The 23498-nt window shown below is 49.2% G+C and carries 19 protein-coding genes; 1 reads left to right on the forward strand and 18 read right to left on the reverse strand.

Going from position 1 to position 23498, the window contains the following annotated elements; all coding sequences use genetic code 11:
- Positions 1-35 precede the first annotated feature (35 nt).
- The 4 genes from MKX75_RS16080 to MKX75_RS16095 form a co-directional block, all read right to left on the reverse strand.
- Positions 36-1208 (reverse strand): Gfo/Idh/MocA family oxidoreductase, encoded by a 1173-nt coding sequence (locus MKX75_RS16080; protein ID WP_339165981.1) that lies wholly within the window; start codon positions 1206-1208, stop codon positions 36-38.
- 54 nt (positions 1209-1262) lie between these two features.
- The gene (locus tag MKX75_RS16085; protein WP_339165982.1) at positions 1263-2312 is read right to left on the reverse strand and encodes a LacI family DNA-binding transcriptional regulator; all 1050 of its coding nucleotides are present in this window, start codon (positions 2310-2312) and stop codon (positions 1263-1265) included.
- A 174-nt stretch (positions 2313-2486) separates the two neighbouring features.
- Positions 2487-3563 carry a class II fructose-bisphosphatase gene (gene glpX / locus MKX75_RS16090; protein WP_076331631.1) on the reverse strand — a complete coding sequence of 359 codons (1077 nt, stop codon included), beginning with the start codon at positions 3561-3563 and terminating at the stop codon, positions 2487-2489.
- A 692-nt stretch (positions 3564-4255) separates the two neighbouring features.
- Positions 4256-4774, reverse strand: coding sequence for a GNAT family N-acetyltransferase (locus MKX75_RS16095; protein WP_339165983.1), 519 nt, complete (start codon positions 4772-4774; stop codon positions 4256-4258).
- A gap of 122 nt (positions 4775-4896) precedes the next feature.
- Here MKX75_RS16095 and MKX75_RS16100 point away from each other — a divergent pair, with 122 nt between their 5' ends.
- Positions 4897-5541 carry a YitT family protein gene (locus MKX75_RS16100; protein ID WP_339165984.1) on the forward strand — a complete coding sequence of 215 codons (645 nt, stop codon included), beginning with the start codon at positions 4897-4899 and terminating at the stop codon, positions 5539-5541.
- An 80-nt stretch (positions 5542-5621) separates the two neighbouring features.
- Here the strand turns inward: MKX75_RS16100 and MKX75_RS16105 are convergent, their stop codons facing one another.
- The 14 genes from MKX75_RS16105 to pucL form a co-directional block, all read right to left on the reverse strand.
- Positions 5622-8201: a X2-like carbohydrate binding domain-containing protein gene (locus MKX75_RS16105; RefSeq protein WP_339165985.1), complete on the reverse strand. Its 2580-nt coding sequence runs from the start codon at positions 8199-8201 to the stop codon at positions 5622-5624.
- Positions 8202-8563: 362 nt separating this feature from the next.
- On the reverse strand, positions 8564-9082 hold the full coding sequence (locus MKX75_RS16110; RefSeq protein ID WP_339165986.1) for a (2Fe-2S)-binding protein: 519 nt from the start codon (positions 9080-9082) through the stop codon (positions 8564-8566).
- On the reverse strand, positions 9079-11406 hold the full coding sequence (pucD, locus tag MKX75_RS16115; protein ID WP_339165987.1) for a xanthine dehydrogenase subunit D: 2328 nt from the start codon (positions 11404-11406) through the stop codon (positions 9079-9081). Before pucD ends, MKX75_RS16110 begins: the two co-directional genes overlap by 4 nt.
- Positions 11407-11439: 33 nt before the next feature.
- Complete coding sequence (locus tag MKX75_RS16120; protein WP_339165988.1) at positions 11440-12354, reverse strand: FAD binding domain-containing protein; 915 nt, start codon at positions 12352-12354, stop codon at positions 11440-11442.
- Positions 12348-12515 (reverse strand): hypothetical protein, encoded by a 168-nt coding sequence (locus MKX75_RS16125; protein ID WP_339165989.1) that lies wholly within the window; start codon positions 12513-12515, stop codon positions 12348-12350. The genes MKX75_RS16120 and MKX75_RS16125 overlap by 7 nt, the downstream gene beginning before the upstream one ends.
- 129 nt (positions 12516-12644) lie before the next feature.
- Complete coding sequence (locus tag MKX75_RS16130) at positions 12645-13286, reverse strand: nucleotidyltransferase family protein (RefSeq protein ID WP_339165990.1); 642 nt, start codon at positions 13284-13286, stop codon at positions 12645-12647.
- Positions 13258-14538 carry an XdhC family protein gene (locus MKX75_RS16135; protein ID WP_339165991.1) on the reverse strand — a complete coding sequence of 427 codons (1281 nt, stop codon included), beginning with the start codon at positions 14536-14538 and terminating at the stop codon, positions 13258-13260. Before MKX75_RS16135 ends, MKX75_RS16130 begins: the two co-directional genes overlap by 29 nt.
- Positions 14539-14580: 42 nt before the next feature.
- Entirely contained in the window at positions 14581-15903 is a 1323-nt protein-coding gene (locus MKX75_RS16140) for a 5'-deoxyadenosine deaminase (protein WP_062834805.1), read from the reverse strand.
- Positions 15904-15998: 95 nt separating this feature from the next.
- The gene (gene ggt, locus MKX75_RS16145; RefSeq protein ID WP_339165992.1) at positions 15999-17594 is read right to left on the reverse strand and encodes a gamma-glutamyltransferase; all 1596 of its coding nucleotides are present in this window, start codon (positions 17592-17594) and stop codon (positions 15999-16001) included.
- Positions 17588-18829, reverse strand: coding sequence for an alanine--glyoxylate aminotransferase family protein (locus tag MKX75_RS16150; protein ID WP_339165993.1), 1242 nt, complete (start codon positions 18827-18829; stop codon positions 17588-17590). Before MKX75_RS16150 ends, ggt begins: the two co-directional genes overlap by 7 nt.
- Before the next feature lie 6 nt (positions 18830-18835).
- Positions 18836-20143, reverse strand: a complete 1308-nt coding sequence (locus MKX75_RS16155; protein WP_339165994.1) for a Zn-dependent hydrolase — start codon at positions 20141-20143, stop codon at positions 18836-18838.
- The gene (gene allB, locus MKX75_RS16160; RefSeq protein WP_339165995.1) at positions 20140-21543 is read right to left on the reverse strand and encodes an allantoinase AllB; all 1404 of its coding nucleotides are present in this window, start codon (positions 21541-21543) and stop codon (positions 20140-20142) included. Before allB ends, MKX75_RS16155 begins: the two co-directional genes overlap by 4 nt.
- Positions 21544-21587: 44 nt before the next feature.
- On the reverse strand, positions 21588-21965 hold the full coding sequence (gene uraH, locus MKX75_RS16165; RefSeq protein ID WP_145148274.1) for a hydroxyisourate hydrolase: 378 nt from the start codon (positions 21963-21965) through the stop codon (positions 21588-21590).
- Entirely contained in the window at positions 21965-23470 is a 1506-nt protein-coding gene (gene pucL / locus MKX75_RS16170) for a factor-independent urate hydroxylase (RefSeq protein ID WP_339165997.1), read from the reverse strand. Before pucL ends, uraH begins: the two co-directional genes overlap by 1 nt.
- Positions 23471-23498: the final 28 nt, after the last annotated feature.

Here is a 23498-nt window from a genome sequence, read left to right on the forward strand (position 1 = left end):
TTCAACCCTGTTCCTGACTTCGCTGTCTTGCTTGTTCACATCTCTTCAAGCGGCACCCAGCGTCGTTCCGTCACAGAACGTTCTACGGCTTCCAGTACAGCCTGACAGGCAACCCCATCGTGGAAACTTGGTGATGGTTGTCGTCCTTCAGAGATCGCAGTCACCAGCTCCAGCATTTCATGGGTGAACGTGTGCTCGAATCCAATTGTATGTCCGGCAGGCCACCAAGCTTCGGCATATTTGTGTGCAGGATCGGTTGCCAATACACGGCGGAATCCCTGTACGTCCTCTTCATCCTTTGTAAAATACACTTCCAGTTCATTCATCCGTTCAAAATCAAATCGTACGCTACCGAGACTACCGTTAATCTCAAACGAGTTCGTACTGCGATGCCCCGCCGCAAAGCGTGTAGCCTCGAAGCTACCCAGCGCACCTCCTGCGAACCGTGCAAGGAATAGCGTCGCATCATCGACGGTTACTTCCCCTTTGGGTGCATCCGCATTCGAACTGCCCTTTGCACTCAGCCCGGTCATCTCGGCTGCAAGCGGTCGCTCTTTGATGAATGTTTCGCTCATACCGATGACTTCCTGAAACTCACCAACGAGGAAACGCGCCAAGTCGATTAAATGCGCACCCAGATCCCCGTGGGAACCGGAGCCAGCCACTTCTTTTTGCAAACGCCATACCAATGGGAACGAAGGGTCCATGATCCAGTCCTGAAGGAAAAACGCACGAAAATGATAGATCTTACCGAGTCGTCCGCTCTCCACTAGATCTTTGGCTAACTGTACTGCTGGTGAGAAACGATAGTTGAACCCCACCATATGGGCGACTCCAGCGTCCTCTGCTGCCTGAAGCATCTCACGTGAATCCGCAAGCGACAGGGCCAGTGGTTTCTCACAAAAAAGATGTTTGCCCTGACGAGCCGCTTCCAACGCAATTTCCTTGTGGGCATCACTTGGCGCGTTAATATCAATCAGATCGATATCATCCCGCTTCACCAGTTCTCGCCAATCCGTTACACTCTCGGACCAGCCGAACTGATTCGCTGCCTCCTGCACTCCCTGCTCGTTACGTCCACAGATCACGGACATCTCAGGCTTCAGCGGAGCAGACGGGAAAAACATCGGCAGACTGCGATAGGCGTTACTGTGGGCCTTCCCCATAAACTTGTATCCAACCATTCCGACACGAAGACGATTTGACATGATCATTTCCTCCTTTGGAATAATAAAAAGTCTTTCAATATATGCACCAATAAACTATTGACGGATAGAAGAAGCACGGATAATCAGTTCGGTAGGCAACAAAGCTCTTGCTGATTCAGTTACGGATACAACCGGGTTATTTGCTTCAGGTGTTCCACCCACTGACCCACGCATTAGCTTCGATGCTGCAAGTTCACCCATTTCAAAAAATGGAACCCTGACGCTACTCAGCGGCGGAACCGCCATCTCGGCGGCATCGGAGTCGTCATACCCCACGAATGCCGGAAAATCCGCAGGCCCTATTCCCCGCTCACGCAAACCATGCATGACACCAATAGCCATCCGGTCATTGGCCGCAAATACAGCGTCAATCTCGTGGAGCCGATCTGCTATAATTGCCGCGGCTGCAATGCCGCTTCGTCTGCTGTAATTCCCCTCAAGCAATAGGCTCGGGTCCAGCTCCATACCCGCTTCTTGCAGGCCCAGACGGACACCTTCCATTCGCTCCTGGCTGTTGGAATAGCTATCCGGACCATTGAGAAAAGCGATTTTGCGATACCCCTGATCCGTAAGATGACGTATCGCAAGCCTGCTGCCTTCCACATGATCCGCGTCCACTTCCATGAACGATTGGCCCTCAAAATGTTGATTCATGACACAGAATGGGTGTCCTTCCTGATGAAGCTGCTGCATGGCCGCCAGTTCTTCGTGATCATCTCTGGCACCAAGGATAATGCAAGCGTCCACTTTCTGACGCCGGAACAGATCCGTATAATTCATCACTTCACCCGGTGTCCGGAACATAACCAGCAGGTCCATGCCATTGTCTCTGGCTTTGCTTCCAATTCCACTCAGCATTTCCGAGAAAAAATAAGCCGAGAACAGATGCGCCTTCGGAACATAAGGTAACACCACGCCAAGGTTCCCGCTTTTACTTCTGGCAAAGCTGCGAGCAAGTGCGCTGGGCACATAGCCTAACTGTTCGGAAGCTTCAAGGACCTTGCGGCGTGTCTCTTCTTTAATAGGGCCTACCCCATTAAGCACCCGGGAGACCGTCGCCTCGGAAACACCCGCAAGATCAGCCACTTCTTTACGAGATGCCATGAATTTCACCCCCTTATAGCTCATCAATAAATCAAATAGTAATTAAAAATCAATATTTATGTACGCGCGTACATTTTCTCATGCCATGTAACCGTTGTCAATGCTTTTAACACAAAAAGGATGAGGAATGGATTGAACCCGTTCCCCATCCTTTTAACAACTACTTAAGACCAATTACAACGTCGTTGTTACGCCCTGATCAACAGAGGATTGACTAAACTCCGCCTGTTCTAACGTTTTCACATGAATGCGATCCGAAGGTTCTGGCGTGGATTGCAGCTGTCTTACTTTGTGCAGCACTTCTTTGTTCGGAAGGAAGTGTTGGGAACGAATGAACCGAATCGTTTTGGTTTTGGCACGCATGACAATCGAATCGGTTTCGGCCCGATCATCTGCAAGATACCGTACCCCTCCCAGAATCTCACCTGGCGTAACACCCGTTGCGGCAAAAATGACATCCTCTGTGCCGATCATATCCTGCATCGTTAACACTTTGTAAGGATTATCGATCCCCATCTGCAAGCAGCGCTGGAATTCGTCCGCGTTGGCAGGCATCAGGCGACCTTGAATCTCGCCCCCTAGGCAAGACAGGGCAGCTGCCGCCAGCACACCTTCCGGCGCTCCTCCAGACCCCACATACAGATCAATGCCCGCCTCCGGGAAGGCTGGTGCCATCGCACCCGCAACATCGCCGTCACTGAGGAACTTGATCCGTACGCCAACCTTACGCAGCGTCTTGATTGTGCTCTCATGTCGTACACGATCCAGAATCATCACAGTGAGGTCCGAGATGTTTTTGTTCAAAGCAGCTGCTGCTTTCTCCAGGGTCACTTCAACCGGGTCTTCAATGCTGACCTTGCCTACAAGCGCAGGGCCTACAGCCAGTTTCTCCATATACATGTCCGGTGCGTGGAGCAGGTTACCTTTTCCCGCCACTGCAATAACCGATAGAGCGTTGTTCAGTCCTTTGGCCACGATTTCTGTACCTTCGAGCGGGTCTACAGCCACGTCAACCTCAGGGCCCTCAGCGTTGCCCACTTCCTCGCCGATGTACAACATGGGTGCTTCATCCATTTCTCCTTCACCGATTACCACCGTGCCGCGAATGGACACGGAATCGAACATGGCGCGCATGGCCAAAGTAGCCGCTTCATCTGCACTGTTCTTATCGCCTCGTCCCATCCAGGGTGCTGAAGCTAACGCAGCCAATTCTGTTACTCTGACAATTTCCAACGCCAGTTCGCGTTCCATTTTTCCCACTTCCTTTCCAATTTTCAAAAGCATAACGTGAAAGCGGTACTAAATCCATCGCAAATCCATATGAAATTGATCTATAATCGGCGTAGGAGCGCCTTTTCGGCAATTAATCCCTTATTTATCCAATTCAAATTTTGATTGATTTCACTTCTTTTTCGGCTGGATTTAACATTCCAATCCGTCCATTGTTTCACCTTAAATGTTAATATAAATTCCCATTTAAAATATAAAAATCCATATTATTCAACATGATGAATTTGGACACCCATTTCATGCGCAATAAGTTCTTTTAACATAAGGTATATTCAACTTTTAAGGTGATTATTAAGAACGTAACGATCTCTGACTGACTACGAACGAAAACGATTTTCGTTTAGCTCATCAAATGCAAAAATCAACTAATAAATTGTAATGGTAATCCTTGAGATCATCCTAGTCCTATCATCGTTATCCGGCAAAATTTTGATGGCCTTTATGTATTAATCAGGACTTTAACTTTTACAAATGCCATAGATGTAGCTTATGATGGTCATCGAAAATAATAAGTTTACATAATATTTATTATGTTAATTTTTTTCTTCAATTTCTCCATTTTATGATTCATCGATTCTGGCAAAAGATAAAAAAGCCTGAAAGAATTCTGCATTTAGCATTTTTTCTCTCAGGCTTTTCCCTCAATGATCCCGTTACAGTATCGTTTTGGTCATTATAAAATCACTCTGTTCCTCATCTCCCATAACAAAGGCATGGGCTCCGGTCTGAACAAATCCCATCTTTTCGTAGAATGCGATGGCATTTTCATTTTTCTCCCACACGCCTAACCAAATATTCCTCTTCTGATGTTCAGTTTCCATTTCTATGGCTTTATGGAGCAGCACCTTACCCAGCCCATGTTTTTGGAACTCTTTCTTAATGTACACCCGCTCGATCTCAAGGGACTCCATCCCCATCTTCTCAGACTGAGCATCATTGATATTCACCTTCATATACCCTGCCAATTTATGGTTGACATAAATAAAAAGAAATTGTGAATCTGTAACGGATAGCTCACTCTCTAATTGTTCTCGATTAAACGCCTTTTCCAGATAAGCTTTCATATTTTCGGGTGAATTTTGCGCTTTAAACGTTTCATTAAACGTCTCATAACTAATCTCCTGTAGTTCACACACCTGTTCAACGGTACATATCTCTATACGAATCGTCATCTATCATCACATTCCTTTAGCAAGTTAATTATTTGTTGCAAATGCAATAAAAAAGGATTACATTGAATCTAACTTAATTTTGTTGTATTTGCAACATAACATAGAAGATGAGGTTGAATGAATTGAAATATGTACTTTTTGTCGCAGGTATTCTAATCTTAACGCTTGGCATTTCGCTTACCATTCAATCTGAACTGGGTACCTCACCATTTGACGCACTTCTGGTAGGGCTTTCCCATCAGGTAGGGCTCAGTGTAGGAAGCTGGGAAGTCATCATTGCTTTCCTGTTAATAGGATGCAATTCGCTTTTGAAGCAGCAAAAACCCGAGTTTCTGGGGCTCGTCACCGCATTTATTACAGGTGTTGGGATTGATATGTGGCTTTATGTATCTGAATCCTTGATTACGCCCGAAGTTTGGTACAGCAAATTAATGACTTTTGTCATTGGTCTAGTAATCATAAGTATCGGCACCGCAATCTATTTACAGACCAATTTCGCACCCATTCCGATTGACCGCTTAACCCTAATCCTGCATGAACTTACTCGAACTCCATTATTTATATCGAGAACATTGATTTACTTTGTATTTTTGATACTGGCGTTTCTGCTCAGTGGACCGATCGGGCTTGGAACATTGCTAACCGTATGTTGTGCAGGTCTGCTCCTTCAGTTCATCATGGGGCATACGAAAAAGATAATAGATCGCATATTAACAGACAGGGATACATCGCCCCATACTAAACGTGAAAAAGAACATTCCGTCTAACGGGTGTATCACTGACTACACAATAAAAGGCTGAATCAGAGGACTAACCCCTGATCCAGCCCGTGAAACATGCTTCTTCCTTACGGCTCAATTCCCCACACCAACTGACCATTCACATACCCGGTAACCTTATCATGGTTTGCGAACTGACTACCGGATGCCTTGAACGAGTAATCGTTAGTCTGAGTGTAATTCGTCCAATTGTTTTTGGAGAAGCGAGCTTGAACCTCTGCGCTCTGACCTTCATTCAGCGTTCCCGCCCCACTTGTAAAGCCCACTTCAAGATAATGATCCGCCCCAGCAACTGGAGTCGCCAGTTTAACGAAATTGCTCGTTACATTTGCACTTCCCATACTGGCCCAGTCGGACCAGAAACTCTGAGCTTCTTCCCCATCGATCGTATAGTAATACCGGAGTTTTACATCACTCAACGAGATGGCCGAGCTACCAGAGTTGACCAATTTGAATTTGGGTGAGATTCCGTTGGTGGATGCACTTGTATTGCCGTTAAAAGCTTGAATCGTCAAATTTCCGGCAGGTACAGTAACCGTGCTATCTACTACGTTCACCGTAAGCACAGCGTTATTTCCTCCATTGAAGTGAAAGGTCAATACGTTCTGACCTAAGGGCAGCGTAGCAAGATAGGATTTGTTCAGAACAACAGCAGAGCTGGATGCTGTATAATTCTGACCCGATACAAGCGTAGCATTCCCCTTCGTGATGCTTGTAAGCTGACGGCCATTTAAGGTGAGAGATACGCTAATATCCTGCGCCGGATTCGTCGCTTTATCAAAAGTTGCATTCACAGGAGAAATCGAAGCATTCGTACTCGGTGTTGAATCCACAATTTTAACTTTTAACACCGGGTCCTGACCTTGATTAAAATCCAGAACAATCGAATGCTCGCCAACTGGCAGAGTTGCCAGATAAGCTTTTTTCAGCAGCAGTGTGCTTCCACTCAGGGTATAGTCCGTATTTGCCGTCAACGCATTGTTGCCTGCCCGAAGAGCAGTCAGCGTATTTCCGTTCGCATTTACGGTTACGGCTTTGTCGCTTTGATTGGGTGTATATTTGTCAAATTCGACGTTTACAGGTGTGATGGATGCACTGGGGTTGGGATTGTTAACCTTTAAATTTGGCAGCTCATCCAATGTAATGACATAATCGCTTTGATAAAGCGTTTTCAACGTTGCCGGGTAGTTAAATGCAGAACTCATCAGATGCTCGCCATACCAAGGGCAGAAGTACAGCCATCCTGATTTCTCCTCTGTCAGATTTTTCACGCTTGGAATCGTGTCGTTCTCCGTCATCGCTACCATTTTTGTACCACCTGTCAATTCAACAAGCTTATAGAAAATCGAGGTAATGGCATCCTCATTGGGCACGCCGGACAAACCATCATAACGGTTGTAGATCGTATTGTATTTATCGTATCCGACAAGGTCTACCTGATCATCGCCCGGGTACCAAGCCGGAGAAGTACTGTATACATAGCTGTTGTAGGTCCAAATCAGATTATGCAAGCCATACGTTTCGGTCAGTTCCGTATATAGCAGATCCCATAGCTCTTTGTACACTTCTGCGCCTGCCGAAGCCCACCAGAACCATGCACCTTCCCCGTTGAGCCCGCCGTTGCCTTCTGCTTCATGATACGGACGGAACAGCACCGGCACATCGTTATCTTGCAAAATCAGCAATTGTTCTGCCAGATCCTCGATGGTCATCATCACATATTGATACTCTTTTGTACCGGGAATTACCGCATTGGCTGTATTAAAATTCGTTTCTGTTGGCTTGTAGGTAGCTTCTTTCCAATCGACAAAGTCCCCGAGCTCATACGTATTGAAATTACGAGGCACATTGATATGCCAGGAAGCTGTTGCAATACCTTCACGGTTATTCACCCAATCAATCATGCGATCGGTTGTACCGTCCTCCCAACCATACAGCGGATTATAGTTCATCAAATCAAAGCCACGGATTGCCGGATACTTTCCGGTAAGATCATGAATCCACTCGAATTCAAGCTCCGTATCTCCGTCATTTCCACCTCCATAGATCTCTTGCTGACCAGAGATGATGTTGTTCCCGTAGACCTCTGTCAAATAATTCATCAAAATTTGAGTTTCCGGTGTAGCTTCTGGATCAGTCAGAACTGGCTGCACATTCAGGGGATCCAGATCAGCATGATCCACTGTGAACGTGTCAAAATAAGCGAAGCCCCAACCCGCCTTTAGCTCGATCGTGTTGGCACCCTGATTCAGCTTATGGAAGCCAAAATCGAAGTCCGACCACGTTGTCGTGTAAGGCAGCATGTACGCCCCCTTGGTAACACCATTCACATTTAAATTTTGAGACCTTCCGTCAGCACTGAGCTCCTGCATATATCGTGTGGAGATCGCGTACATACCGGTTTCCGGGACAGTAACAGTGAAGGTTAATGTACCCGAGTTCTGCATCCAGACAAATCCGGCCCCTGAGAATCCTGGTTTGGGTTGTCCATAGATTGAAGTGACCACTTGAAGATCCGGGGTGAGCTGCGCATTTTCGCTTTCGATGGTGAACAGTGGTGTGTCTGCATGAACGGGCGCTGTCATTAATCCAAGAAGTAGGGCCAATGCCAGCATCATTGCGGTTGCCTTTTTGAGCAAATTTTTCATCAATTCCATCTTCCTTCCCAAGTGAAATATGATAATGAAATGTCAATGAACCCATTCATGATGGCGCTTTCAAAGTAAACATAGCATGTACATCAATTTTTGTAAATATATGGTGAATGTAAATGTTTAAACTTCTTTTATACACGTATTTTGAACATCATACCTCCATTCTCTCATCCGATTTGAAAATTCACGAAAACGGTTCATTCTTTAATCAAATTAGAGTATGAAACCTCATCTCACCTTAGATGTGTAATTGGAAGAAAACCGGACAAACAACAAAAAAAGCATCCCTGTTCGAATGCTTTTTCAAGTACGTTTCTTCAATTGCCCTCGTTTATGTCTTAGGCCTGCGTCCCGGCTCAACTTACGGTTTCCTCGGTAGATGTTTCCGTTCGCGCACAACGTTCCCCTGCTTTTCGTACCGCCCGAATAATCCCCCCGTATCCGGTACATCGACATAGATTCCCGCACAGTCCCGTTTCAATCTGATCTTGTGAAGGCTCAGGATGTGCATCCAGCAATGCCTTGGTTGAGATCACCATGCCCGGAGTACAATAGCCGCACTGGAAACCACCTTCCTCCACAAAAGCCTGTTGAATCGGATGCAGAGTACCTATCTCTTCGCCGTGCAGACCTTCAATGGTCGTAATATCACTGCCTTCACATTGATACGCCATAACAAGACAGGAATTCACAGGCTCTCCATCCATCAGAACCATACATGCGCCGCAGCGACCGACTTCGCACGATACTTTGGTACCCGTCAGTTGCAAATGAGTCCGAAGCACATCAACAAGTCGGGTCGTTTGCGCGATCTCCAGATGTTTCTGTTCCCCATTCACAACGGCTGTCCAGTGATTCTCAAGTGGTTTACTCATGATGGACTCACTCCTTCCTGCAAAGGTACATGTAAAGGTCTGACCAGTTGTTCTCTCCGTACAGGAAGACGGTTGACCCATACGCCTGTTGCCTGATGAATTGCGGCTGTAATGGCCGGCGCAAGCGCTACGGAACCAATCTCACCAATGCCTCTCGGGCCAAATGAATCACCTTCGGGCAAGTCTTCAATAGCCTCAACCTCCAGATGGGTATGAATATCCCGAATAGTTGGGATCAGATACGTGTCGAGGTTGGTCGTTAGATAGCGGCTGTCCTGCATAACTGCATCCTCGGTCAACGTAAATCCAAGGGCCATGACACTGCCACCTTCAATCTGTCCAATGTAGCCCATAGGGTTGATGACCGGCCCTGCCGCCACAACATGGCGTGTATCCAGCAGCTTGGTTTCTCCGGTTAAGGTATTCACTTCCACCTCTGCCGCAACCGCCGCGTACGTATACAAATAATGCCCGCCTACCACGTTGTCCGGCGTAGTTGGGTAATCAAACTTTGTATCAAAAATCCATTCATCGGCTTCGCCCTGCATCGCGAGTTCGGCATACGAGACCACAAAGCCTGATTCTGTTTCTACTTCTGAAATGTCGGCAGGAAGCTGGCCTTTGTGCCATATACCACCAGGTCCTGTTACCAGTTCATCCGCCGGAATGCCTGACATTTCAGACGCGACCGTGAGAGCACGGGATCGAAATGGAGTCTGCAACCGCTGTAGTGCCATCCAGGCCATGGTTGTTGAACGCGAAGCGGTACTTGAGCCGCTGTGTGGTACACGATCCGTATCTCCAATGATGATACTGAGGTCCGATGTACTGCATTGGAACAGATCACATAGCATAATTTCCAGCGTTGCAACGAGCCCCTGGCCAAATTCCTCGTAGCTGAACGCCACCTCAATCTTGCCTTCGTTATTCAGGGACAAACGGCCTCCTGCAGGGTCTGGAATGCCATAACCCAGCCCTGCACCGTGCATGGCGATGGCTGCTCCAACTCCGCGTTTAATCCATGGCGGCAGAGCAGGATCTGCCGGAGGATGCTGATGTTTTTGCCACAACTCGGAACGATCCAATGCCTCCCAGACTTGGGATAGTCCATCGGTGACCAGAATCCGTTGATTCAGCGGTCCGGGATCATTCTTTTCCCGCATATTGCGTCTACGGAACTCCCAAGGGTCCATATCCATGATTTCTGCAAGCCGATCCATCTGGCCTTCCATGGCAAAAATCGCCTGGTTCCCGCCAAATCCACGAAACTCACCTGACAGCCCGTTATTCGTATACACAGACACCCCTTCCACATCCACATGAGGAATAGCGTAGGGTCCAAGGCAATGCTCGGTACAGAAGTTCAGCACGGGTGCACCAAGTGTGGCGTACGCTCCGGTATCTGCTGTTATACGGACACGATGTGCTTGAATTATGCCTTCTCGACTAATGCCGGTCTGCATTTCAATTTTCATTGGATGCCGTTTCAGCCCTGCACGAACGGATTCTTTACGCGAATTATGCATTTTCACAGGACGTCCGCATCTTAAGGCCAGCAATGCACCATAGGGCTGTACGTTGAGTTCATCTTTTCCACCAAATGAACCACCAATCGGTGAAGACACCACCCGGATATCTTCTTCAGGACAGCCAATGATGCGTGCAAGCTGCATCCGGTCTTTATAGCCATGTTGCGTTGCTGCGTATACATTCAGCCGCCCCTCTTCATCCGGGACAAACAGGCCACCTTCTGTCTCCATGTAAGCATGCATCTGGCGAGGTGTATAATACGTCTCTGTTACGATATGATCACATGCGGCAAAGGCTTGCTCCGCATCTCCACGTTTGATCTCCGTGCGATGCAGCACATTGCCTGGACCATGTTCATGCAGCTCTGGTGATCCGGGAGCCATTGCAGCATCTGTACTATCCAGTGGCGTGAGTTCCTCATACACTACCCGAATCGCATCCAGCGCAAGCGCCGCACGTTCGGGGGAATCCGCAGCAACCGCTGCAATGGCGTCACCGACATAACGTACAATATCCTCGCAGAACACAGGCTGATCCGGGGTCGCAATACCAAAACGATTCAGTCCAGGCACATCTTTGGAGGTTAGAACCGCATAGACACCTTCTAACGCCTCAGCTTCCGAAGTATCTATAGACAATAGACGAGCATAAGGATATTCGCTTCGTAATACTCTGCCATGAAGCATGTCAGGTAGCGTCATATCCGTCAGATATTGAAGCTGCCCTGTTACTTTGGGTGCCCCATCTGGCCGCAGGTGCCAGCGTTTCCCGCTCTGTTCCCGATTCAGCAGCATGATCCCTCTCCCCCTTTGTGTGATCCCATTCTTCTATTCGTGAAGTGCCTCCCATAGCCCGGCGCCAAGCATGTTGCCTGCGGTCTGCTTGCGATAATGTTCTGTTGCAAATGCATCGCTATACGTCGAAAATTCGCTAGCTACAGCAGTTGCGAGAGTCGCCGCTTGCATGACAGAAGCTTCGCTACCAAGAAGCTGTTGTTCTGACTCCAGAAGTCGCATCGCCATGCCTGAGCCTCCACCAGCCGCAATCGCAATCTTGGTCCAGCGGTTATCCGAATCAATCTCCCCATACAAAGCAATCGTCACCAGCGATGCACTGAACGTCTCCCGTCGACCCAGCTTGCGGTAAAAGGAAACTTCTCGTGTAGCAAGCCTGTGCTCCCTGTTCACATCAAGCATAGAGGACGGTCTCATCGGAATATGAATCGAGATTAATACGTCCCCTGGATTACGGCTGCCATCCCGTCCACCCTGAAGCCAGGAAGACACACTGCAGATCTCTATGCCGCTGTCCGTCAACCAGTGCAGCTCCGCATCATATACAAGCAAAGCAGTCAGGGTATCCCCTACTCCAGATACAACATTCCCGCCAATGGTTGCCACATTACGAATGGAAGGAGCAGCAATTGCATTCACCGCTTCTTGCAGGATCGGCAGTTGAAGCAGCAACACTTGTGAGGCACATTCCTTCAATCGGGTCATGGCTCCAATGACCAGCTCATCTCCACGAATAGATACACCGCTCATTTCAGGAATACGACCCAGACTAATCATGTGTTCAGGCGCTGGAATCAAGCCACCTTCCCACTGGGTTCGCAGCAATGTTCCGCCTGCCGTGAAACAACATATTCCCTTTAGTCTACTTCTCAATGTTTGCAGTTCTTGCAGGTTCTCAGGTTGCCATACCGATGGCATGGCTCCAGAACCGTATGCCGGTGTTACCATCGCAGCATCCCCTTTCTCTCTCTTCCATGGGCAGGAAATTCAACCGTCTGATCCAGATAATTCTTCAAATCATATGAGAGTTCAGCAGCAACGTCAATTACCTTCACATCGTTTTGGATAAATGTATAAAACCTGCGTTCCATTTGTGCTTGATGCATCATGATCTATTGAAAGCTAACACATACTCTCTTTTGCTACACGTTAAAAGAAGACAAACAGGCCAACCAGACTGCCTGGCTGACCTGATCATGTTATTAAATTATACATAGTTAATAATCTTCTCCTGTTATTTAGTCTGTCTGCTTCGACTCGTATACATAATTCAGAATACGTTCCAATTCCGGTTCTGTATCCGCATCCCAGAAACTAGTCTCAGACAGTGGTACATGTACACCTGAATAGTTAGCGCTACGCATAATCTTGCGTGCCCCCTCATCTCCATGCAAGGACAATAGAGGGCCGAACATATGGGAGCGAAAAGCAACGGGCGGTTTACCACCCTCACCGTCGGTAGCTGCGACATAGTCACTCAGCTTGTGGGTAGCCAGTGCTGTGGTCACCAGATTGATATCCTGTGCTTTTAATAAAGGCTGATCCCCCAGAAGCATGAGAATGCCCTCCGGTTTGTACTCCATGGCGGACAATACGCCAGAATGAAGAGAGTTTGCCATGCCGAAAGCATAGTCAGCACAGACCACAATTCGAAGTCTCGCTGTAGGATGATAGGCATACGTGGCAGAATCAAACCATTTTAATGGTAGCCATGCGAGCGAATCTTCCGGTTTGACCACACAGACCACTTGATCCAACTCCGAATTCAACGCAGCTTCCAGTGACCATGCAGCCAGTGACCTTCCGTCAGGCATGATAACCGAGAGTTTATCCCGACCAAGGCGACGACTCTTACCTGCTGCCAGAACTATGCCCGTCATTCGCATGTACAACGCTCCCCTTCTGCGACTCGGAACTCAAGGAAGAGACCTTATGTTTACACGCGATCAATTCAGCAGCAATGCTGATGGCAATCTGTTCGGGACCGTCCGCTCCGATACTTAGACCAACGGGAGAGTGTATATTTCTCAAGGATGGTAAACCATCAAGCAGGCGGGCCGTTCGTGTTTTGGAACCCATGATACCAAGGTACGCATACTCACAGTTCACCAGCATCTCCAACAGTTCACGTTCGCGTGGGAAATTGTGACTCATTAGAATCAGATAATCCCGATTGTTCACGTTTAACAGAGGCATAATCTCACGTGGGAAACCAAGTACAAATTCAGCTTCAGGGAACCGCTCCGAGGTGCATAAGGACTCTCGCCAATCCGCTACAACCACACGGAATCCTGCGGATCGGGCGAGTCTGGCAACAGGAATAACATCATTCCCGGCTCCGATGATAATCAGGCGAGGTATAGGCGTGTACAGCGAAGTATGTTGCTGCGGGAGGTTCCAGGGATTCGTTGAAACCGTGTTGTTTGTCGCTAATTCAGCGTCAGCCTCAGATATATGTTGTGAATTAGCGGATAGATGGGAAGAGTGATATCCGTTTGACGTAGCAGATGCCACTTCAGGCACAAGCGTAAGGCGAGGTATTTCGGGAGAATATTGTGTTGATGTTGTATGTTCATGCTTGGTATTTCCGCTGCTGTGTTGTTCATCACCCTGCAATGGCGATTGATTATGATTCGCCCCGCGATCATGACGAAGGACGAGCGAAGGACGTAAAATTGACTTTTGCCCCTTTTCCATGGACTCAATCCGTTTCCAGCCATATTGCACCTTCGTATAATCATCTTGGAACATTCGGGTTAACGCTGTTGTAGCCCCGGATTGCAAACACTCATGCATCTTCTGCAACGTATGTCGGAGTTCACCACATACAGGTTCAAGCAACACAACAACGAGTCCACCGCACCCGATCGTCTCACCCCATGACAGATCATCCTCAGGACGCATATCGTATTCCGCGAATTCCATCTGTTTCGTATCCAGTACATGGCTCACCCGGGCCTGAAGATCACTCTCCAGGCATCCCGGACTGATACTGCCATACATTATGCCACCCTCGATCAACAGCATAGAGACTCCCTGCTTACGGTAAGCATGACCCTCTACCTTGATCGCTGTTGCGAGCACGCAGCGCGTTTCGCGGGCTGCGATTGCACACAGATCATGCATTTCCATATCGGTCTCCATCCTTTCTGGAATCGCATAAGCTTCCTTCAATCAGATGCGCTTCATTAATCTCGCAATGCTCTTATCCGACTCACGCAGCACAATGCCACGATCGATCGTCTGAATCTTACGATTTTTGAGCACGATACTTCCATCGATAATCACGGTGTCCACACAGCTTCGTGTTGCAGAATACACTACGCGGGAATAGACATCCGTCTCATAGGAAGGATACGTGTGGAAATCATCCAGATCCAGCAGCAGCATATCTGCCTTTTTGCCCACTTCGAGACTGCCGATTTCCTTCGACAAGCCGAGCACCTCTGCACCACCCATAGTAGCCATACGCAATACCGTCCGTGCATCCATCACCGTTGGGCCATGAGGAATCTTCTGCATTAGGGCCGTGAGGCGCATCTCCTGAAACATATCCAGATTGTTGTTGCACGCGGCACCATCGGCCCCGATCCCAACCGCGATCTGACGATTCAGCAGATCCGGAATATCCGCTACCCCGGAGGAAAGTTTCATATTCGACCCAGGACAGTGAGTGACTTTGACACCGCGCTTGCGGATGATCTCCTTCTCTTCCTCACTCAGCCATACACAGTGGGCCAGCACCAATCTTGGGGTAGCCAGACCGATATGATCAAGGTATACGATGTTGCGCATTCCGCGTTCGTGTTCTACCAGTTCGATCTCTCCGCGATTCTCGGAGGCATGGGTATGGACTTTGACATGATATTTATTGGACAGGTCGCGCACCTCTACCAGCAATTCTTCGGTACACGATACTACGAAGCGTGGACAGAAAGCATATTGAATGCGACCTCCGCCAAAACCGTTCCATTTCTCTAGCAGATCCACACTCTGTTGCAGTGAAGTTGCTGTATTCTCACGCAAGGGTTCGGGAACCTCGTCTCCATGATCCATCATCACCTTGCCGGAAATGACCCGGATGCCACTCTGTGCCATCGCCTGAAACGCCGAGTCTGTGTGATGTACCGTCTCCATATCCAGAATGGTCGTGGTTCCGCTGGAGATCAATTCCCCGAGTCCAAGCATTGCCGAATAATAGACGGACTCCTCATCATGCGCTGCTTCCAGCGGCCAGATGCGTTGACGGAGCCAATCCATCAGTTCCAGATCATCCGCACGTCCACGGAACAAGGTCTGACACAGATGAATATGCGTCTGGATAAAACCTGGCAGCAGCACTTTACCGCGAGCATCAATGACCTGATCAGCCTGAACGTCGATGTGCGCTGCAATCTCCTTGATTTTGTTATCCTCGATCAATAGATCTCCGATGAACACTTCCTCTTCTGCATTCATCGTCACAAGCTGTGCGCCCTTCAGCAGGATCGTTCCCATGCCAATCTCCCCTATCTGTGTCTGTCTATATCGTTCAACTTATACATATTTACACTTGTACTCCGATGACAGATTAACCTTCCGATCACTGTCTGTTACCATCCAATAGCCATTCCATCGCCTCTGGGGTCTGCTGCGCCGCTAATCATGCCGTCCTCAAGAATGACAATGCCTTGAGACTGTCCCATAATACCGTCCCACGGCGCTCTGGCTTCAACGTTATGTCCCCACTGGGCAAGGGTTGCACACACGTCATCATGATATCGGTTCTCCACACGCATCGTATCGCCTTCTTCACCCCAGGTACGTCCGTACACCCAACGCGGCAGGCTGATCGCTTCCTGGATGTTAAGCCCGTAATCAAGTACTCCGGTAAGCACGGATAATTGCGTCTGTGGCTGACCTTCGCCTCCCTGCGTGCCCACGAGCATATAAGGTTTGCCATCTCGTGTAACGAGGCCCGGCATGAGGGTATGGAATGAGCGTTTATTCGGTTCCAGTACGTTGGCATCTCTCGGATCTAAGGAGAAAAACGACCCCCGGTTCTGCATGATAACCCCCGTATCCCCCGGAACATACGCCGCACCGAAGTCAAAATACAGGCTTTGGATGAAGGAAACGGCATTGCCTTCGCTATCGACAACCGCTGCATACGCCGTGTCCTGACCTATCGTTTTGGACAAAAACGGCTGTGCCACAGGTGGAGCAGCCTGAATCTCATTCCACAATTGGTCTCCGTAAGCCTTGGATAATAGATGGTCCAGCGGAATGTCCCTGAAATCCGGGTCCGTCAGATAACGGTCACGATCCCGAAACGCCTTTTTCACCACTTCCGCCATCAGATGATAGAATTCCGGTGAGGTGCGTGCAACAGAGGACAGATCCGTATGCTCCAACATATTTAACATCATCAGCATCGAGAATCCCTGCGAGTTGGGCGGCATCTGATGAACTTCATAGCCACGATACCCCGTACTAACGGGTTTCACCCACTCGCCACGATGACCCGCAAAGTCCGCTGGTGCAAGCATGCCCCCATCCTCACGAATAGCCGAAGTCATACGATCCGCAAGCTCCCCTGTATAAAAAACATCTCGCCCTCCCGTCTGAATCAGACGAATGGAGGTAGCGAGTTCAGGCTGAATCAGCAGCTCGCCTTCCTGCAAAAGTGTACCCGACGGGGCAAATACCGCTCGCAGAGGTGTATGACCCAGTATGAAATATTCATCCCTTTCCATCCACAGGCGGAGATTTCGGGATACAGGGCATCCTTTTTCCGCATACTGCACGGCAGGTTCAAGCAATTGCTCCCACGGTAACTTTCCGTACCGGGACCAGACTTCCCACCAAGCATCCACCATTCCCGGAACCGTGATGGCACTAAGCACACCGCGCTGAGGAATGGCATTCATACCCATCGCTTTGAACGTATCGGCATGAATGCCTGCGGCTGAGCGGCCACTTCCGTTATAGGCGGTAATCTCACCGCTCGTTCCATCATGAATCAGGAAGAAGGCGTCCCCGCCAAGTCCGGTCATATGCGGATATACCACACCTAGTGCTGCACTGACCGCAACAGCAGCATCGTAAGCATTCCCGCCTTGCTGAAGGATGGAGCTACCTACTGCACTCGCCAGGTAATGAGGAGTGGTGACCATGACCTCTCTGGAGATTGGCATTTGGTTTAACATAAGGCGCCCTCCTTCCCTGCATACACATCCATCGCTGCCTGCACCGCTTCACCGGCTGGTAACACATGACGATGACGGAGAAGAACAGCTTCCAAAGCTCCGAGCACATGAAGTACGTTTTTTCGTTGGCAGCTGAATCCCATCGTACCGATCCGCCAGATTTGTCCTTTCAACGGTCCGAATGAACTGGCAATCTCAATGCTGAAATCGTTCAGCAACATGCTGCGCACCGACTCGCCATCGATCCCCTCCGGAATCGTGATACAAGTGACCACCGGAAGTTTGCTAGACATATCCCCATACAACTGCAATCCCATTCCCTGAATTCCGGCGACCAACGCACGTTCATTCACAAGATGTCTCTGGAACCTGGCCTCCAACCCTTCTTGCAGCAGAATGCGCAATCCTTCGTGAAGACCATAGAGCATGGAGGTGGCCTCCGTATGGTGGTTCAACCGTGCTGAACTCCAGTAATCCTGCAATTGGCTCAGGTCAAAATAATTGCTGGCAATCGTGCGGCCTTCTGCCCGTGCACTGGTTGCGTCTCGGAGTCCGCGTTCAACTGTTTTGCGGCTCATCAGTTTCTGCTCCACACGACTGTTGTATGTGAGAGGTGCCATCCCTGAAGGAACAGACAGGCATTTCTGCGTGCCGCCCATCACCGCATCCAGATGCCAGGCATCCGTCTCCACGGGTGTGCCGCCAATGGTTGCCACAGCATCTACAACGAGTAAGATATCAAGCTCGCGACAGGCTTTGCCTATCTCGGCAAGGGGTTGCATCTGTCCGGTGGATGTTTCACCGTGAACCATCGCAACCAGACTCGGTTTATGCGTATGAATCGCTTTGATCACCTCTTCCGGATCAAATACCGTGCCCCATTCCGTTTCAAAAAAGACAACCTCGGCACCACAGCGTTCCGAGATTTCAACTAGCAGATGTCCAAATCGTCCATAGATCGGGACGAGAACTTTGTCACCGGGCTGGATCAGACTGACCAACACAGCTTCAATGCCTGAACGGGATGTACCATCTACCGGATAACACCACTCGTTGTCTGTCATATATAACTCACGCAGCATCGCCATCGTCTCGTTCATCAAGGATGTGAACTCCGGGTCAAACTGACCCAGGATTGGAAAGGATAACGCTCTAAGTACGCGTGGATCAACCTCAACGGGTCCCGGGGTCATAATGGTCCGCAAGGACGGAGATAACTCTTTATAGGTGGACATCTTCATTCAACTCCCGTAACCGTATTTATAGAGTAGCCGGACCAGAACCCGAAAACCGTGCATCAGGTCTGCCTCAGCTGTATATTCAAGTGGATTATGACTAATACCGTCCTGGCTGGGCACAAAGATCATAGCTGTTGGACAAGCCGGCTGGAAAATCTGCGAATCATGTCCCGCGCCGCTTGGCATTAACCAGTAGGACAACTGTTCCTTCTCACAGATATCTTGAATGTCTGAGATCATCTCGGCATCCATAGGAATGGGCGTCACCGACAGATGTTCTTCCCAGTCCAGTCCGAGCTGCTGCTCGGCTGCGATTCGACTAAAAGCCTGAAGCATATCCTGCCAGCAGCGATCAATACTCTCCTGCCGGATATGGCGGATATCCAATGAAAATACCGCCCGTGCTGCAACCACATTCCCAACACCCGGATCGGCTGTAATTCGCCCAACCGTGGCTACCAGCGGTTCTCCTGCTTCCAATGCGATATTCCTAACCGCAGCAATCATCTCGGCTGCTCCGGCAAGTGCGTCCTTGCGCCAGGACATCGGCGTCGTTCCCGCGTGGTTTGCTTCTCCGCTGATGGTAATACTGAACCGCTTCTGACCTACGATATCGGATACAACTCCAATCGAATGTCCGAGGCGTTCCAGAACCTGACCTTGCTCAATGTGAAGTTCAATAAAAGCACCGTATTTTTTCGCAGCGGGTTGATGCACAGTTTCGGGTCCAAAACCCGCATGACGTATTGCCTGTGCAAATGTAACGCCGTGTTGATCCTTCAAATGCTCTACGTCTTCCAGAGCCGTTATGCCTGTTATACTGCGTGAACCCCAATACGCGAAAGGAAAGCGACTTCCCTCTTCTTCACATAGCGATACCACTTGAAGTGTGCGCTTCGGTGCTCCGAAATGCTTCTGTAAATACTCCAATGCCAGGACTCCAGCTACCACACCGTAAGCACCGTCATACTTGCCACCATACACGACAGAATCAATATGTGATCCGGTCACTATCGGTAATTCTTCAGCACCAGTCGCTGATTCCTTACCCTCGCCCTTCAGTGTTCCATACAGATTACCGGACTGGTCGAACTCGGGAGACAGTCCTTTCTCCTGCATTTTGGCAGCAAGGGCACCCTGCGCTTCACACCAAGCCGAGTCATACAACAGTCGTGTAACGCCACCCTGTGCATCCGCACCATATGTCGACAGCCAGTCAAGCATGGCTTGCAGTTCCACCTGTTCTACATTTGGCAAAGGAATAGGTGGATTATTCGTACCGGATGACCGGTATACTCCAGACTCCGTCATGGCGTCTCCCCCGTTCCCGCCTGGATGGGATTAGAGGAGTGGGCTGCAATGTGCTTCCCAATAGGTTCAGGAGATAATCCAGATTCCGAGTTATATACCCGTTGCCCACGACAAAATACGTCTGCAATGCGACAGTTAAATGTACGTCCCACATAAGGGCTCTGTTGATGCGTATAGAGCAGATCCTCCGTGTTCATGGTTGTACTTTTCTCCCAGTCAATCAGGACGAGATCGGCATCTTTGCCAATTGCAATCTCTCCTTTGCTCTCCAGACCAAGTCTTCTGGCAGGTTGCAGGGAGAGCACTCTTCCGAGCAACGGGAGGTCGATATTGCGCTGAAGATGTCCGTCCTCCAGCATGATCAGCAGTGTGCTTTGCGCCCCTGATATACCGCCCCAAATTTCAAAAAAGTTATCGGATTGTTTCATGGATGGCGGACATGGAGAATGGTCCGAAGCAATAACATCAATCAATTCTGAAGTCAGTGCATCCCATAACTGCTCCTGTTCGGAAGAGCTGCGAAGCGGTGGAGCGCATTTCGCTACAGCACCTAATCGAACCACATCCTGATCGGTCAGTGTCAGATAGTGAGGGCATGTCTCCGAAGTGACATCCTGCCCACGCCGTTTGGCTTCTGCAATCAGATCCAGTGCTTCCCTGGTACTAATATGCACAAAATGCAGCGCACACCCGGTCTGTTCACCATACTTCAACGCCCGGGCAACCGCGACGACTTCGGCTTCCACAGGACGTGACCGGACATAGTCCATGGGTTCAGTCCTTCCCTCCGCAATGCTTTTCGCGCCAAGTTCGGCAACCATGCCTTCGTCCTCTGCATGAAGTGCGAGCACACGATTTAATTTTGCAATTTCATTCATTCCGTCCAGTAGTGTATGGTCATCGGCTCTGGCAAAGATGTCTTCCCCTTCTCCACCCGGCTCGGACATAAATGCCTTGAATCCGGCAGCACCCAGCCGTGACAGTGGAGCAAGTTCCTCACGATTGCCGGGAACCAACCCTCCCCAGAAAGCATAATCAACATACGATTGGTTTACGGCTGCTTTCTTTTTAATCTCCCATGCTTCCGGCCTTGTGGTAGGCGGTACGCCGTTAAGCGGCATATCGACATAGGTTGTGATTCCCCCTGCGGCAAGGGATGCCGATCCAGACCCGAATCCCTCCCAACTGGCGAGTCCGGGTTCATTGAAGTGAACATGAATGTCCACTACGCCCGGCATCACCGTAAGGCCTTCAGCTTCTATAAGCCTAGTCGTTTCGCCAGCGGCCAGCCGTGTGGATATGTCTGTTATTTTTTCACCAGTAATGCCAATATCCAGTTGCTCTACCCGATCTTTCAGCACCACTCGGGCCCCCCGGATGATGGTATCAAATGTTGTCATATGGATGACCCTCCCCCCTGAATCAGAACCGGATGTATGCATATTCAGCTTCCCCGGTATGTACTGTAACCTCCTGGAGCAATCAATAATGGAATATGGTAATGGTTTGAGGCATCAGATACGGCAAAACGAATCGGAACAATCGTCCATAGTGCCTGCCCAAGCTCCTCCAACGAACGTTGTGCGTAATAACTCTCGACATGGAATTGAAGCTCATATATCGCTTGCTCCAGCTTGCCGCCATCCAGCAGAGGCGTATCCAAACGTCCATCCGCATTGGTCACCGACTCCGCAACTTTTGTCTTGCTTTCCTGCTCCCCATCCCTCTTCAGGGTATACAGCTCGATCCGAACACCCGCAGCAGGCACGCCTTTGGATGTATCCAGCACATGTGTTGTAATTCGTCCTTCAGACATCGACATTAGACATCACCTGCTTTCCCGGAGTCATGCCCGTCTGTTCCCAGATCATCCCTTGTCATCGAGAAACCCTGGAATCCGTATGGCGGTCTCGGCTCGGTAAACACTTTGCCTTCCCCCTCTTTCACTTCCTCTAGAACCGTCTCCCAGGTCCGATTGTTGGATTCAAATGAAACCTCACTCAGTTGCTCAAATCGACTTAACAACCTTCGTCCAATCTGGTAGATCAGATGTTGAATGGATGCAGAGCGACACTCATGAAATACCGCCGCAGCCAAATCTCTGACCTGTTCCGCCGCTACATACCGCCCACGCTGATCATCCATGCCATCTCTCGGATCGTCATAACGCCAATTAATGTTCAGGAAAATAAATAACGGTCGATCCCATGTCTCTGGAAGCGTGGTATATTCATCCTGCATAAATCCGGCAAATTCACTGCCTTTGACCTTGATCAGCCTCAGATCGGCTACACCACTGAAATGGTTGCTTAATTCAATTGAGTCTCCTGTTCGTTCTGCTTCCACGGCAGCTGTCGCACGATCATTCTGCGAATAACGAAATACGAGCGCACTCGGTCGATAACTTCCTTCTAATCCAATGGGTATATCTTCAAAAGGAATCTGGTCCGCTGTCATCTGAACCTTGCTCATCTGCGGATACGTCTCCAGGAAACGCCGACTTACCATCGCAAGAAACCCTTCCACCGTCGCCCCTGTGTAATCGGCTGCATGTTTGAGAATGAAATTCTTCATCGAATCGGTTGCCACCACCAGCGAATTATCCCCTTCTGCAAAAGAAGGCAAGAATTCATCGCCCTGCACAGCGACCTTGATGTTCAAGCCAAACAGAATATTGCCGCGTCCCATAAACGGAGATTCCGGAATGGACTGAATACCCGTCAACGGCTTGGCGTAGGAACGGTACATCCATACATCGCCTTTGCCATAATACATGGTCCGCTGCTGTACAGCGGCTGGCTTGCTTACAAACTCATGTTCATGACCGATCTGTGCGAGCCATTGCTCCAAACGAATGCCCGCAATTTTGAATACTTCCTTCAAAGCAGTCTCGAATTCTTCTTCCCTGCCTCGGCGATGACGTTGCCGCATGGATTCGAGGATGGAACTTGCAGTATGGCCTTTTACGGCCAATATGAATGGAAAGCCAAATTGGCTTGTATATGCTTTGTTTAATTGTTGAAGTTCGTTGTATTGCTCCTGTGACAGCGAGTCAAGCCCTGCACCAGCCTGCTCCTGAACGGAGTTGCTGCTCATGCTGATTCGCGCTCCAAGATCCGGGTGATTTCGAAGCAGTTGCAATTTCACCTGTTCATTCGATGCCTGAACCACCTTCTTCATCACATTCATCATCTGTTCAAATGAATCGAAAGGTCGTGAAAGCCCGGAACGTTCAGCCACCCATGGTGATTCCTCAAATAAGCCGCCAAACGTATGCACGAACTGCGTGATAGACCAGTTGTTAACAAGTTTAATTAAGTCGCTCATGTTAGAACCTCCGGTCTGTTGTAGATTA

The sequence above is a fragment of the Paenibacillus sp. FSL R5-0341 genome, assembly GCF_037975235.1.
Classification (GTDB): domain Bacteria; phylum Bacillota; class Bacilli; order Paenibacillales; family Paenibacillaceae; genus Paenibacillus; species Paenibacillus amylolyticus_A.